The organism is Lachnotalea glycerini (assembly GCF_003201285.1).
GTDB classification, from domain to species: domain Bacteria; phylum Bacillota; class Clostridia; order Lachnospirales; family Lachnospiraceae; genus Lachnotalea; species Lachnotalea glycerini.
Window position 1 is genome coordinate 60120 of record NZ_QICS01000008.1, and the last position, 15543, is coordinate 75662.

The 15543-nt window shown below is 35.5% G+C and carries 14 protein-coding genes; 13 read left to right on the forward strand and 1 reads right to left on the reverse strand.

Features of this window, described 5'->3' with window-relative positions; translation table 11 throughout:
• The first annotated feature begins 88 nt into the window (after positions 1-88).
• The 7 genes from C8E03_RS14455 (at position 89) to C8E03_RS14485 (ending at position 8739) form a co-directional block, all read left to right on the forward strand.
• Positions 89-1705 carry a class I adenylate-forming enzyme family protein gene (locus C8E03_RS14455; protein ID WP_110291357.1) on the forward strand — a complete coding sequence of 539 codons (1617 nt, stop codon included), beginning with the start codon at positions 89-91 and terminating at the stop codon, positions 1703-1705.
• Positions 1698-3293: an acyl CoA:acetate/3-ketoacid CoA transferase gene (locus tag C8E03_RS14460; RefSeq protein ID WP_094380360.1), complete on the forward strand. Its 1596-nt coding sequence runs from the start codon at positions 1698-1700 to the stop codon at positions 3291-3293. Before C8E03_RS14455 ends, C8E03_RS14460 begins: the two co-directional genes overlap by 8 nt.
• On the forward strand, positions 3290-4138 hold the full coding sequence (locus tag C8E03_RS14465) for a 3-hydroxyacyl-CoA dehydrogenase family protein (protein ID WP_094380358.1): 849 nt from the start codon (positions 3290-3292) through the stop codon (positions 4136-4138). Before C8E03_RS14460 ends, C8E03_RS14465 begins: the two co-directional genes overlap by 4 nt.
• A 19-nt stretch (positions 4139-4157) precedes the next feature.
• Positions 4158-5345, forward strand: coding sequence for a thiolase family protein (locus C8E03_RS14470; protein WP_094380408.1), 1188 nt, complete (start codon positions 4158-4160; stop codon positions 5343-5345).
• A 106-nt stretch (positions 5346-5451) separates the two neighbouring features.
• Positions 5452-7386, forward strand: coding sequence for a BglG family transcription antiterminator (locus tag C8E03_RS14475; protein ID WP_094380357.1), 1935 nt, complete (start codon positions 5452-5454; stop codon positions 7384-7386).
• Between the two features lie 413 nt (positions 7387-7799).
• Positions 7800-7967, forward strand: a complete 168-nt coding sequence (locus C8E03_RS22955) for a LytTR family transcriptional regulator DNA-binding domain-containing protein (protein WP_110291358.1) — start codon at positions 7800-7802, stop codon at positions 7965-7967.
• 166 nt (positions 7968-8133) lie between these two features.
• Positions 8134-8739, forward strand: a complete 606-nt coding sequence (locus C8E03_RS14485) for a hypothetical protein (RefSeq protein WP_110291359.1) — start codon at positions 8134-8136, stop codon at positions 8737-8739.
• A gap of 213 nt (positions 8740-8952) precedes the next feature.
• Here C8E03_RS14485 and C8E03_RS14495 read toward each other — a convergent pair whose 3' ends face one another.
• Complete coding sequence (locus C8E03_RS14495; RefSeq protein WP_110291361.1) at positions 8953-10131, reverse strand: iron-containing alcohol dehydrogenase; 1179 nt, start codon at positions 10129-10131, stop codon at positions 8953-8955.
• Positions 10132-10475: 344 nt separating this feature from the next.
• On the opposite strand from C8E03_RS14495, the gene C8E03_RS14500 reads away from it, so the two are divergent.
• The 6 genes from C8E03_RS14500 (at position 10476) to ptsP (ending at position 15349) form a co-directional block, all read left to right on the forward strand.
• On the forward strand, positions 10476-10931 hold the full coding sequence (locus C8E03_RS14500) for a PTS sugar transporter subunit IIA (RefSeq protein WP_094376294.1): 456 nt from the start codon (positions 10476-10478) through the stop codon (positions 10929-10931).
• A gap of 1 nt (position 10932) precedes the next feature.
• A complete protein-coding gene (locus C8E03_RS14505; RefSeq protein ID WP_094376295.1) occupies positions 10933-11241 on the forward strand; it encodes a PTS fructose transporter subunit IIB in 309 nt (102 codons plus the stop codon).
• Positions 11242-11243: 2 nt separating this feature from the next.
• A complete protein-coding gene (locus tag C8E03_RS14510; protein ID WP_110291362.1) occupies positions 11244-12332 on the forward strand; it encodes a PTS fructose transporter subunit IIC in 1089 nt (362 codons plus the stop codon).
• An 85-nt stretch (positions 12333-12417) separates the two neighbouring features.
• Positions 12418-13302, forward strand: a complete 885-nt coding sequence (locus C8E03_RS14515; RefSeq protein WP_094376297.1) for a class II fructose-bisphosphate aldolase — start codon at positions 12418-12420, stop codon at positions 13300-13302.
• Positions 13303-13384: 82 nt separating this feature from the next.
• Entirely contained in the window at positions 13385-13648 is a 264-nt protein-coding gene (locus C8E03_RS14520; protein ID WP_094376298.1) for an HPr family phosphocarrier protein, read from the forward strand.
• Positions 13649-13660: 12 nt separating this feature from the next.
• The gene (gene ptsP, locus C8E03_RS14525; protein WP_110291363.1) at positions 13661-15349 is read left to right on the forward strand and encodes a phosphoenolpyruvate--protein phosphotransferase; all 1689 of its coding nucleotides are present in this window, start codon (positions 13661-13663) and stop codon (positions 15347-15349) included.
• The last annotated feature ends 194 nt before the right edge of the window (positions 15350-15543 follow it).

Genomic DNA, 15543 nt, shown 5'->3' on the forward strand with positions numbered 1-15543 from the left:
ATAATAAGAATTATTATATAGATAAATGAGAGCGCTCCCACAAAATTAGCATTAAGACATACAAATAGTCAACTGAATGGAGGAACTTATGATTCAAGGAATTGATTATTGGGATAATATGATACAAAAGAATTTAAAAGAACAAGACTATAACCATGTGAAAGTAATGGGATATGATAAGATACCAGACAGCTTGTACTGTATTTTGAGGAATACAGCTAAGAAGTTTGGCAATAAGATTGTTTTTTGGGACGAATGGGAGCGCTCCTATTCTTATCGGCAGTTTTTATTAGAAGTTGATTGTCTGGCTTTCTACTTGCAGACAGAGAAAAAGGTCAAAAGGGGAGATCACGTTGGTATTCTTCTGCATAACAGCATTGAGTTTTGCTGTGCTTTTTATGCGATACAAAAGCTGGGAGCGGTAGCAATTACGCTACCCAGTAAGTTTAGAAGACCGGAGATTGAAGCTTTAATACATAAGTCAGATTTAAATCTCTTAATTTACAGTGAAACCTTTGCAGAATGGATAAAGGGTTATCATTTAAAGAACATAAGCTTTCTTTCTACAAAAGAGGAAGAGAAAGGGTATGGATTTCGACATCTTAATCTGTGTAAGCCAAGTGATATAGAGGAAGAACGTAATTTGGCAGATCCTGCGGTCATTATGTTTACATCAGGGACAACTTCAGAAAGTAAGGGTGTAGTTTTACGTAATTACAATCTGGTGAATGCAATTATTGTATACCAAAGAATTTTGGGAATCCGCTCAGAGGATAAAACGATTATTCCCGTACCCATTTATCATATTACAGGTTTAATTGCGTTATTAGGATTATTTGTCTACGCAGGCGCAGAGATTTACCTGTGCCGACGTTATGAAGCCAATAAGATATTAGAATGTGTAAAGAAGCATGAAATAACATTTATGCATGGTTCACCAACTGTATACTATAAATTATTAGAGATTAAGGATAACTATCCTATATTACCAAGTCTTAGAATGCTTGCGTGTGGAAGCAGTTATATGCCGGTAGAAAAAATGAAAAAGATACATCAATGGTTACCTAATACCAAATTTCAAATTGTATACGGCATGACAGAAACATCTTCTCCTGCGTTAATTTTTCCAAATGATGCACCAACAAGTATTTATGCAGGAGCAGCAGGAAAGCCAATACCGGGAATTGAATTCAAATTTCTGGATGATAAAGGCACTGAGCTTACCCAAAATCAAATAGGTGAAATATGGATAAGGGGCAATGTAGTTACTCAGGGTTACTACAAGATAAAGACAGATTTAATCAGTCAAAACGGATGGCTAAATACCGGCGATATGGGCTATTACAATGAAGATGGCTATGTTTATATTGTAGATCGGAAAAAAGATATGATAAATCGTGGAGGAGAGAAAATATGGTGCAGTGATGTGGAAGAAGAGTTACATCGGATAAGAGGGGTAAAAGAGGCAACTGTTGTTGGAATAGAAGATAGCATGTATGGCGAAATTCCTGTAGCACTTATAGTTAGAGAGAAAAATATTAATATTACAAGTGAAGAAATAACATTGAATTTAAAAGAGCGAATTGCCAGATACAAAATTCCGACTCAGATCCTGTTTGCAGAAGAAATTCCCAAGACACCAGGGTTAAAAATAGATAAAAAGCAAATAAAAGAAATGTTTGTAAAGGAGGAATCAGATGATTAAAGCAAATTTTATTAGTGCGAGTGAAGCTGCGCAGTTAGTGAAAGACGAGGATACGATATGTACCATAGCAATGACACTGGTAAGTGCAAGTGAATCGATATTAAAGGCATTGGAAAAGAAATTCATGGAAACAAATCATCCAAAGAATTTGACCTTACTTCATTCCTGCGGACAAAGTGATAGAAAGGACGGAATACAGCATTTTGCTCATGAAGGTATGATTAAGCGAATTATAGGTTCGCATTGGGGATTACAGCCTAAATGGATGGAGATGATAGCAAATAATCAAGTGGAAGCTTATTGCCTGCCTCAAGGTCAGATTGCACAGCTCTATCGAAGCATGGCATGTGGTCTGCCGGGGAAAATGTCAAAAGTTGGACTGCAAACTTTTATCGATCCCCGCTACGAAGGGGGTAAGATGAATGAACGCACCAAGAAATTAGGCGATATCATTGATATTATCACTTATGAAAATGAAGAATATATGTTTTATAAAAAAATTCCCATTGATGTTTGCATAATAAGAGGAACCACTTGTGATGAAATGGGCAACTTAACAACAACACAAGAGGCTATGAAGCTGGAAGTCTTACCTGCTGTATTAGCTGCGAAATGTCATGGCGGAAAGGTGATAGCACAAGTAAAACAAGTAGCACAAACAGGAACGCTAAATCCAAAAGACGTAGTAGTACCAGGAGTGTTTATCGACGCCATAGTTGTGTGTGACAATCCTGAAATAGACCATAGACAAACATCTTCCTGGGTATACGATCCGTCTTATTGTGGTCAGCTTAGAGTACCACAAAACACAATCGAGCCTGCGCCATTTAATGAACGTAAATTTATTGCAAGAAGAGCCACTATGGAAATATATCCCGGTGCGGTTATAAATCTTGGTACCGGTATACCAAATGACATGGTAGGGAAAGTATGCAGTGAAGAGGGAGTATCCGAGGATGTTATGATTACAGTAGAATCAGGTATCTATGGAGGAATACAGGCAGGGGGAATTGACTTTGGAATAGGACAGAATTTATATGCCATGATAAATCATCATGAACAAATGGATTATTACAATGGTGCAGGGGTAGATATTACTTTTATGGGATTGGGCGAACTAGACGAAGAAGGAAATGTAAATTCTACTAAAATGGGTTCAAAATGTACAGGAGCAGGAGGATTTATAGATATTACGCAAAATGCTAAAAAGGTAGTCTTTTGCGGTACGTTTTCTGCCGGTGATGCGCAATATGAATTTATCGATAATAAGTTAGTCATTCTCAAAGAAGGCAGAATCACCAAGCTGGTATCTAAGGTTGCACAAATCTCCTTTAATGGCAGTTTGGCAAAGGGCAAGAACCAACAGGTTGTGATTGTAACGGAACGAGCAGTGTTTGAGCTTACGAAAGAGGGTGTTGTATTAATCGAAATTGCCCCGGGTATTGACTTACAGACTCAAGTTTTAGACAGAATGCAATTTAAGCCAATTATAAGTGAGAGCTTAAAGAGGATGGATACAGATTTGTTTAAACAAGACAACCGATTTGGATTAAAGGAAAAAATGAAAGAGAGGAAGAACGACAGATGAAAGAATTAAAAATTGCAGTGATTGGAGCGGGATTGATGGGAGGAGGAATTGCACAAACCTGTATACAGGCAGGCTATGAAGTGGTCAACATCGATGTGTTAGAACCTGCACTAGAAAAGGCAAATAATACGATAGTCAAATTATTGAATAAAAAAGTAGAGAAAGGCCGCATGACAGCAGAGGAAAAAGCAGATATTCTATCACGATTGACTTTCAGTACTGACTTTCAAAGCTTAAAGGGGATTGACCTTGTTATAGAAGCCGTTCCCGAAAAAATAGAGATCAAAAAGGAAACTTTTTCAAAAATTGATTCCTATGCAGATGAAAAAACAATTATTGTTTCGAATACATCAGGCCTGAGTATCTCAGAAATTGCATCAACAACCAAAAGGCCTGAAAAAGTAATGGGAGTGCATTTTTTCTATCCGGCACCGGTGATGAAGCTTGCTGAATTAATTAGAGGTATTGCCACTTCAGATGAAACCTATGAATTGGTAAAAGCATTTGTCATTGATATCCAAAAAGAGGTGGTAGATTGTCCGGAGCTTCCCGGCTTTATTGTCAATCGAATTTTAGTACCGATGATGAACGAAGCAGCATTCTTAGTAATGGAAGGCTGTAAGCCAGAAGATGTTGACAATGCAATGAGGCTTGGTGCCAATCACCCAATGGGACCATTGGAATTATGTGATTTTGTAGGAATTGATATTATGCTTGCTACCATGAAAGGATTATATGAAGGCTTTAAAGATAGTAAATACAGACCTTGTCCTCTATTAGACAACATGGTAAAAGCAGGCTGTTTAGGCAGAAAATCAGGAAAAGGTTTTTATGAATATAAATAAAAAACAGGAGAAAACGAAAATGAAAGAGTTTAAAGAAGTAGTGATAGTAAGTGGAGTAAGAACTGCAATTGGTTCCTATGGTGGAAGTTTAAAAGATATCTCAGCCATTGATTTAGGGGCATTAGTAGTTAAGGAAGCAGTAGAAAGAGCAAATATCAAACCAGAAATCGTAGATGAAGTAATTGTTGGACAAGTAGGACAAATTGCAGAATGCGGATTTGTAGCAAGAGCCGTCGGCTTAAAAGCAGGTATGCCAAACGAAACCACCGCTTATTCTGTGAATAGACAATGTGGCTCAGGTTTGCAGGCCATAGCAGATGCTGTAATGGAAATTCAGACAGGCTTTGCAGATGTAGTAGTGGCAGCAGGAACAGAAAATATTTCACAGTTGCCGTATTATGTTAAGGATGCAAGATGGGGTGCAAGAATGGGGCATAAGAGCTTTGAGGATGGCGTGATTGATATCCTGACTTGGCCTCTTGGACCAAATCACAATGGGGTTACAGCAGAAAATGTAGCTAAGCAGTATCATGTGTCAAGAGAGGAACAAGATCAATATGCTTTGGAAAGTCATAAAAGAGCGTTAGAAGCAAGTAAAGCCGGAGTGTTCAAAGATGAAATTGTTCCTGTTGAATTAAGGGACAAAAAGGGAAATATTACTGTTTTTGATACAGACGAAGGACCAAGGGAAAGTCTAACGATAGAAAAATTACAAAAACTAAAACCTTGTTTCGTAGAGGGAGGAACGGTAACAGCCGGAAATTCTTCCAGTCTAAATGATGGAGCGGCAGCAGTGGTGCTTATGTCAAAAGAGAAAGCAAAAGAGCTTGGCTTAAAAGCGTTGTTGACGATTAAAGGCTATGCGGTGGCAGGAAATGATGCTGCTTTGATGGGCTATGCACCAAAACTTTCCAGTGAAAAACTGGCTAACCAATTACATATCAACTTAAAAGAAATTGACATGTTCGAAATTAACGAAGCATTTGCGAGTCAGGCTTACGCAGTAAGGAGAGACTTAGATTTAGATAAAGATAAAGTAAATATTTATGGAGGCGGAATTTCCATTGGTCATCCAATTGGAGCAACTGGAGTGGTTTTAACGGTTAAAATGCTATATGAATTACAGCGTACGGATAAAAAAGATGCAATGATTAGCATGTGCATTGGCGGTGGTCAGGGAATTTCTATGTATTTTATAAAAGAATAATGTAGAATCAGTAAATGTTATCAAAAATATTATTGATTATTGGTAAAAGTTGTTAATGTTCAAAAGATAATCTTTGCCATATAATTAATAATAGGAGGTGCAAGCAATGCTGTTACCACGTGAAAAAAAGATACTGGAACTTCTTTATAAAAAAAAGGAAGAATATACGACAAATGAATTAGCACGCATCTTACATATCAGCCCAAGAACGGTTAAATCTGATATTGCAAGATTACGCAAAGAGTTGGAAAACGATACCGGATGTATTGTAAAGACAAAGGCAGGGTATGGTATTTGGCTTTCTTATAGTGACAAAGGAAAGCAATACATTGAGCAAATTTTAGCAGATTATGATTTTAATCATCTTGTTACAATTGAAAACCGAAAATATTTTATTGCATTGAAGCTGTTAGAAGAGGATAAATATGTTTCCATGGAATCAATTGGTGAATCTATGTTCATTAGTAAAAGTACTATGGTCAACAGTATGAATGAATTAGCACCAATCTTACAACAACATGGTTTACAATTAGAAAAAAAAGTGAAATATGGCATCAAAATAGTAGGAACTGAAAAGCAAAAAAGGATTATGAATGGTTATGCAATACGTAAAATTATTGACAATTCTCCAAACCGTTTGGATTCTAAATTGCAGGTATTTTTTCCAGATATTGATTTAAAAAAAGTAGAAGAAATACTCATTGATGCTCAAAAGAAATATGCCTTTGTACTGGCGGATACATCCTATTCTGTAATTATCATTCAGTTATCAATTTGCATTCAAAGAATCAGGCAAGAAAAAAGGTGCAGCATTGTAGAAAATGAGTTAAATAGGGATTGCCATGAGTGCGAAATCATCCGATATATTGCAAAAAAGCTGCAAGAAAAATTTCAGATTGAATTGCTTGAGGGGGATATGGCATATTTAGAAATGAATTTTTTAGGTGCAAAGAAAATATTAACTGAAAATAAGCTTTGGAAAGATGATATAGCACTAGATAAGCAGTCTGTTGAAAAATGGGAAAACATCATAGCAAAAACGGATCAAAGATATTTAGAAAATCTTAGAGAAGATGATACATTTAAGTATGGTTTATTTATTCATTTAAAGGCTATGTTTAATCGTCTGAATAATAATGTACATTTGGATAATCCAATGAAGCAAATGGTAAAAGAAGAACTAGTCTATGAAGTAGAAGTGGCATCTTATATGGCAAATCTGATATCTAACGATTATGCAGTAACGTTAGGCGTAGATGAGGTATGTGATATTGCTATGTACTTGGCGGCAAGTATGGAACGACAAAAGGCAAGGAAACAAGAGTTTAAGAAAAATGTGATTGTTGTATGTGGAAGTGGGACAGGTACTTCACAGTTTTTAGAAGCTAGACTGACCCGTATGTTCCCGAATTTAATTGTAAAAAAAATTTTGCCAATTTCTCAAGTAGAATCAGAAATAAATCCTGATACCGATTTAATTATTTCAACAGTTCCCTTAGTGATTGAGGAGGGAACTGTAATTCACGTTTCTCCACTGCTAAACGAAAAGGATGTAGAAATGATAGAACAGGCATTACAGGTAGGAAAATCAGCAAATTATGAAACGAAACGGAAATATCCCAATTTGTATCGTCTTTTGAGTGAGAAAATATCAATTTTTAATTGCGACTGCAAATCACGAAGTGAAGTAATTAGTCTGTTGGGAAATCGTTTAGTATTTGAAAAGTATGTAGATGAATCCTATATTGAATCAGCCTTTAAAAGAGAACAACTGTCATCAACTTCCATAGGTGATAATTTTGCGGTTCCCCATGCTTTTGAAGGACATGTAAAGAAGCTGGGAATTGGAATGATGACATTGAAAAAACCAATTCAATGGGCTGATGATAAGGTACAAATTGTATTTATGCTTTCACTAAATGCTAATTCACAGGATATTTTTAGAGAGGTATTCAGTGAGCTTACAGACATTACAAAGAATAAGGAAATGATAGAACAGATTCTTTTAGCTGATAAATTCAGCGATATTGAATTTATATAAATTTTGTACCATATCATGTGGAAGCTTTATATAAAAAAGGAGGTGCGCACTAATTTTCTAGTGCGACACCCCCTTTTTTTTCACTTTACACCTCTAACGGACGCGTTTTAAAGTCTTTGTAATGCCGCAAGTAAATGCAAAAGGGAGATGTTACTGAATGACTGGATTTGGTACGAAAACACACAAACGTTGCATGATAGAAAGAACTGTGCGATATATTAACTGAAATTTATAATTATAGACAAATAGTATTTAATTAATCTTAAATATTTAATTAATCTGTCGATATTATATGTATGAATCAAAAAAAGAAAGGGAGGGGTGTATGTGCTTTATATTGCAATATGCGATGATGAAATAGAGCAGTCCGATATGATAAAGAGAATAGTACAATTGCAAAGACAGAACAGAAAATGAAGCCATATGGATTTGTTACCTGCTATAGGGGGATAATAGTAAATTGTGCTAATATTATAAAAATAAAGAATGGGACGGTTTATTTAGGTAACGGAGAAAGGTTGCCTTTGGCACAAAAGAGGGTATTAGAACTGAAAGAAAAATTCAAAATAAATATTCTGTAAATATAAAAAAAATTAGAATTTGTTTAAAATATAAAATTGAAAGAATATTTCGTGCAAAAAAAGTGTATTTCATGCTAAAAATATTGAAATTTTCATTAAACCGTCGATAATTAAAGTAATATAAACGAGCAATAAAACACAATAAAACAAATGAAGGAGAAATATTATGGAAATCAGTTCTTTATTAACAACAGGAGTTAATTACCAGACTTCTAAAACAACAACTACAGAAAATAATTCTAAGGTAAATGAGAGCACCGAGTGTAGTGAAGCAGAAAAGCTAGATGCTTTTAAAAAGGAAATCTGGAGCGAGATAAATCAGATGCCTTATAATAGACAAATGAATTTATCAATTCAAATTACAGATAAAGCATTTGAGCGTATGATGAAAGAACCTGCATTTAAAAAAGAAATTTTGTCAGTACTAAGAGAAGATGCATGTGCATCAAACAAATCAATGGCGAGTACCACTCTTACATGGATAGATGAAAATGGATATCAAGGTTATTCATACAATGGGGGAGGAGAGGAAGCTTTTGATACACACTCTAATAATAAAAATACCTTTTACAGTAAGAAAGCAGTGAAAAAGAAAGATAGCACAAAAGAGTGGGAAGAAAGAGCTTTAGAGAGAGCTTACCAACAGAAAATGTTGGACAAGGAGTATTTAGAGGGGCTTATGAATAAACAATTAGAAAGTCAACGAACGCAAATTGCAAAGTTATATGAGCAAAATATCAGTTTTCTTGAAGGGGATAGTAGTGTGCAGTAGCGCTATTATATAGAAAATGAAGAAAGGAGGAGTCAATATGAGAAAAAACTTAGGAAAGAAAGCCCTACAACCTTTAGTGAAGAATGTCGGAAAGCCGTATGAGGGAAAACCTCATGTACGGTTTGATGAGGGGAAAGAGGTCTTACGACCTCTGACCTACTCTACAGTATTTTATTTCATAGAAAAGACTATGCCTAAAACAGAGTGGTTACATTATTTAGCGAGATTTAAAATAGCAATAACATCCTCTTTATAAAGAGGTTTGAAAAATCCAACATGTCCATTTCCTGTTGCTACGCATTTCGCTGCCATTTCATCTACTTGTTCCAAGGTTGGATGAATTCCAAGCGCACTGAGTGAAGTAGGCATTCCAATCTTATCACACCAATCTTCAAATGCTTCAATTCCCTCCAATGCAGTTTGCTCTAAATCATACAAGTTAGTGGAAACACCAAATACGTTAGCTGCAAATTGTGCAAAACGAGGGATATTAGTTTTATATACATATCTTGCCCAACTGCCCCAGATTGCACAAAGACCGGCACCATGTGCCACATCAAACATGCCGCCTAATTCGTGCTCTATTTTATGGGAAGCAAAATCAGCGATACGGCCTGTTCCAGTAAGACCGTTGTGAGATAGACTTCCAGCCCACATTAAGTCAGCTCTGGCATTATAATCAGTTGGGTTCTTTACCACTTTAAGTGCGGCTTCTTTTACTGTAACCAGTAAGCCTTCTGCCATACGATCAATTAATTCAACGTCAGATGTATTGGTAAAATAGCGCTCCATGGTATGCATCATAATATCGGATGCTCCACTGGCAGTCTGATAGATGGGAAGCGTATAAGTAAGTTCCGGGTTCATGATGGCAAACAAAGGTCTTGCACAATCGTGATTATACGAACGTTTGAGCATACCTTCTTCAATGGTAATGACGGAAGAATTGCTCGTTTCAGATCCTGTTGCAGCAATTGTAGAAATGCATCCAATAGGCGCAATCTTATCAGTAGTAACACGTCCCATATACAAGTCAACTAAGTCAAAGTCATTGACAAGTCCATAACCAATTGCCTTGGCAGAATCAATTGGGCTTCCACCTCCAATCGCGAGAATAAAGTCAACGTTTTCCTTTTTGCAGATTTCAATGCCTTTCATCACTAAAGACATACGAGGGTTAGGGATAACACCACCTAAGTCTACATATTCAATGCCACATTCACTAAGACTATTATGTACTCTGTCCAATACTCCGTTTTCATATAGATATGTTCCACTAAAATGTATTAAAACCTTTTTAAATCCTCTGTCTTTAATTTCTTTTCCAACCAAAACCTCTGTTTCTTTACCAAATATTACTTTGGTAGGATTATAAAATTCAAAATTGATCATGCTTATCCCTCCGTTTTTATAGATCAGGTTAATTACTCTTATTAAATAAGTTGTTACGCTTTCATTATAATTAGAAACATGTAGTTATAGTAGACAATTCATTTCACTAAATAAGTGCAATTATTTCTAGAATCCATCTTACAATATAAAAAAATATAAATAGTGCACTAATAAAATGGCAATTAATTTAAAAACAGTTACAATCAATGTTAAAAATCACTAAAATAAAGATATAAAAAGCGTATAAATTAAAAAAATGCACTAACATAGTGCAACTATATAAATTGTTACAGAGAATGAATGATGCTATACTCAACACATCAAAACAAAGGAGGGATTACTGAGTGGAATTAATTGAAATGATGAATGAGGAGTTAGTGAAGTTTGATTTTGAAGCAGACAGCAAAGAAGACGCCATTAATAAAATTGGAAATTTAATGTATGAAAGTAAAATAGTCAGTGATAAAGAAAAATATATAGAAGGTGTTTTTCAAAGAGAGAAAGAATGCTCAACGGGAATTGGGATGGGAGTTGCAATTCCACATTGCAAATGCAATGCTGTCAATAAAGCAGCGTTTGCACTAATCAAACTTAAAAATGAAATGGAATGGAGTTCTTTGGATAATGAACCTGTTAAATATATTATCATGCTTGCAGCTCCAGACAATTCCGATAATATTCATTTAAAAATGTTATCTTTACTGGCAAAGAATTTAATGGAGGATGATTTTAGAAACAAGCTAATTGAAGCAGAATCCATTGAAACGATAAAAAATTTATTTAGGGAAGGAGAAAGATAAGATGTTTATTGTGTGTGTGACAAGTTGTCCGGTAGGTATAGCTCATACTTATATGGCAGCCGCTAATTTAGAAAAAGCGGCAAAAGCATTTAACATTGAAGTAAAAGTTGAGACGCAAGGAGCGCAGGGGGTTGAAAATGAAATTACAAAGGAGGACATTCAAAGGGCAGATGGGTGTATCATTGCCAGTGATGTGAGAATTAAAAACAGTCAAAGATTTGAACCTATTCCAACACTTAATGTAAGCGTGAGTGAAGCAGTGAAAGATGCGAAAAGTATAATAGCAGAGTTAAAGGAGGCAATTGAATAAAAATGGCTGAAATTAAGAGAAAAGGTAAAAACAAAAAGAACCAGTTTATGTTTTTGAAAGATTCCATTATGACCGGAATTTCTTATATGATTCCTGTTATCGTAGGTGGCGGAGTTCTTCAGGCGATAGCAAAAATGCTTGGCGGCTATGATATTGGCAGTCATATGGATGAAATAGATACTTTAGCAAAAACAATTATGTTAATTGGACAAGCCTTAATGAGCTTTACTGTTCCGGCGATCGCTGCTTTTATTGCATATGCAATGGCTGATAAGCCAGGTATAGCTCCTGGCTTGGCAATGGGAGCTTTGGCAAATACATTAAATACAGGATTTGTTGGCGGTCTAGTTGGTGGTATTTTAGTTGGTTATTTAGTAATTGCAATGAAAAAGATAAAAGTGCCAAAGGTACTATCCGGAATTATGCCAATTTTAGTAATACCAGTAGTGGTAACCTTAGTATCCGGACTATTGATGTATTATGTATTTGGAATTCCAATTAAAGGTTTTATGACAGCATTAACAAGCTTTTTAACCTCATTAAGCGGAGGCTCAAAGTTCTTATTTGGAGCAGTAATTGGAGCAATGATTTGTGCAGATCATGGCGGTCCTATTAATAAAACAGCGGCCTTATTTGTAAATGGATTAAATGCAGACGGTTTCTTAATTCCTACTTCTGCAAAAATGTGCGCTGGTATGACTGCACCTTTGGGAATTGCACTTGCAACATTTCTAGGAGGTAAAAAGAAATTTAGTGATGGAGAAAGAGAGCAGGCAAAATCTTTGGTAGTATTATCTGCTTGTTATGTACAAGAAGGAGTAATTCCGTTTTTGATGAAAGATCCGGTACGTGTTGCAATTTCTTGTATGACTGGAGGAGCGATTACAGGCGGCTTATGCATGATGTCAGCACTAGAATCTCCAGCGGTACACGGAGGTGCCTTTGTTATCGCAATGACCTCTAATCCTCTCATGTTTATAGGATATTGGTTTTTGGGAGCATTTATCACAGGAGGCTTGTATGCAGTACTTAGACGACCTTTGCCAGAAGGATACGTAGATGATGAGGACATGAATTCACCACTTATTTAGACATTATAAAGAAAACAGTAGACATAAGATAACCTTTTCTAGCGGTTAAAGAAGAAAGAAAAGGTTATCTATCGTGGAGGTAATTATGTATGTATCAATGAAAGACATGCTTTGGCATGCACATGACAATAACTATGCAGTAATGGCAATTAATTGTGTCAATATGGAACAGGCGAAAGCAATTATTGAGTCAGCACAAGAGGAGCATTCCGCTGTTATTATTAATATTTCACCTAGACAGATGAAAGCACACGGATATCCAGAAATATTAGCTCCAATGATTAAGAATATGGCAGAACGTGTGAATGTACCAGTTGCATTTAACTTAGATCATGGTGTTAATTATGAGGATATTACCAGAGTGATTCATTGCGGATTTTCCAGTGTCATGATTGATTCTTCTAGTTTTTCATTTGAAGAAAATATAAAAAGGACATCAGTCGTAGCAAGAATAGCACACGCTAACGGGCTTTCCTGTGAAGCGGAGTTAGGTCATGTTGGTATTGCGGCACAAGAGGATAACAAAAATCAAGACTTATATACAAATCCCGAACAGGCAAAAGAGTTTGTGGATAAGACACAGTGTGATTGCCTGGCTGTTGCAATCGGAACGGCGCATGGAAGCTATCCAAAGGATTTTGTTCCTAAGTTGGATTTTGACAGATTAAAAGTATTAAAAGAAACATTGAAGATGCCTTTAGTGCTTCATGGAGGTTCTGGAGCAGGTGATGAAAACATTAAAAAAGCAGTAGAATGCGGAATCAACAAGATTAATGTATGCACAGATTTTTTTAAGCATGCGCAAAATGCCATGGCAATTGCATTAAAGGAGAATCCAAATATAGATTATATGGATGTGAATATGATAGCAGAAGACGAAATGAAGAAGTTTATTAAAAATTATATGAGATTAATAGGCTCTGATCATCGCTATTATTTTGAAGAAAATGTAGTTATTGAATTAGATTAGCTTAGATAAAAGGGTGAAAAGGATTACAATCTGATTCATCCTTTTTGAACATAAATATTAAAAACAGAAAGAAGGAAAAATTATGGTGAAATCAAGTATAACAGTAACAAACGAATCAGGCTTACATTTAAGACCGGCATCAGAATTAACTAAGCTTTCACATTCTTTAAATTCAGATATAACAATTATTCATAAGGATCAGAAAGTCAACCCTAAGAGTGTATTAAATCTTATGAGTGCTGGAATTACAAAAGGAGCTACCATTGAAATAAGATGTGAAGGTGAATCAGAGATAGAGGATCTACAAAAGCTTTTAGCTGCTATTGCCAGCGGACTTGGAGAATAGGAGGTTTGTTTCATGATTAAGGTATCAGTAAGCAAAACAACTGCAAAAGGATATGCGACAGGGCAGGCATATATTGTAAGACAGCAAGAAGTAACAATAGATCAGAATAAAATAACACAACAAGAAGTGCAAAGAGAAATTTATCGTTATGAGGATGCTGTATTAAAGGCAAAAGAAGAATTAAAAGAATTGGCAAAAAAGTCACCGATTTTTGAGGCACATATGATATTAGTAGAGGATATGATGCTATATGATGGTGTAGTAAATAAAATCAAGGATGAATTTAACAACGCAGAGGCCGCACTGCAACGAACAGGCAATGAATTTGTTGAAATGTTTGAGAACATTGATGACGAATATATGAGAGAAAGAGCAACGGATATGAAAGATGTTACTTTTCGAATTATGCGCCATCTAAAGGGAATACCTGAAAATGCTTTTTTGAATATGACAAAACCATGTATAGTGGTAGCGAATGATTTAACACCGTCAGAAGTATCGCAAATGAATATGAAATTTGTCGTAGGGTTAATAACACAAGAGGGAGGAATTACAAGTCATGTTTCCATTATAGCAAAAAATATGGGGATTCCTTGCTTTGTTGGAGTTGATGGAATACTTGAAAAAGTGAAATCGGATGATATAATTATTATGGATGCATTAGAGAGCGAAATATTGATTCATCCAGATGAAGCAACTATCAATCTATATGAAAAGTCTGCAATTGCTTATAGCCAAAGGCAGCAGGAAATTAAAAGAATGGGAAACCTCCCAAGCGTTACTGTCGATCAAAGGAAATTTTGTTTATGTGGTAATGTAGGGAGCTTAGAAGATATAAAACAAGCTATTTTACAACCTATTGATGGAATTGGTTTGTTTCGAAGCGAATTTCTTTATATGGAAAAGGATCATTTTCCAACAGAGCAGGAGCAGTTCGATGCATATCAAAATGCAGCTCTATTATTAGAAAAAAAAGAGCTTATTATACGGACTCTTGATATAGGAGGGGATAAAAAGCTAAAGTATTATGAATTTATGAATGAGGAAAATCCGTTTTTAGGTTATAGAGCTATTCGGATCTGCTTAGATCAGCCAGAGATTTTTAAAACACAATTAAGAGCGATTCTACGTGCCAGTGCATATGGTAATATAAAAATAATGTTTCCAATGATAATCTCGTTAGAAGAACTGTACGAAGCAAAAAGAATTCTGGAAGCTTGCAAAGGGGAGCTTACAAAGGAAGAAATAGACTTTGATAAAGACATAAAGGTTGGCATGATGATTGAAACACCAGCCTCGGTTTTTTTGGCAGAAGATTTTGCAAAGGAAGTAGATTTTTTTAGTATAGGCACTAATGATTTAACACAATACATATTAGCTGTAGATCGTGGAAATCAAAAAATTGCAACGCTATATAATACTTATCATCCAGCGGTTCTTAGAGCCATCTATCATACTATCTTGTCTGGGCATAAACAGGGAATTTTAGTTGGAATGTGTGGAGAATTTGCCAGTGATAAAAAGGCCGCAAAATTATTGTTGGGCATGGGACTGGATGAATTTAGTATGTCAGCTGCAGAAGTGGCAGATGTAAAATATGAGCTAAGGAAAACTAGCTTTCATAAAGTGCAGGAAATGTTAAACGAGGTATTAAATGCCTCATCAGTCGAAGAGGTATTAAACTTAATTGTAGATTTATAACGTGTGATATGAAATTCGTATTGATACCTGATTCTTTGCTTTTTATTCTATAGAAATACTTGGTTTTGAGAAAGTGAGTGAATTCTATAGAATAAAAATCATTCTGTGCGGGATGCAGAACTAAAATTCAAAAAATAGAGAAAATTATAGGAGCCTATATAGAAAATAGCATGATACATTATGCATTTAAAACT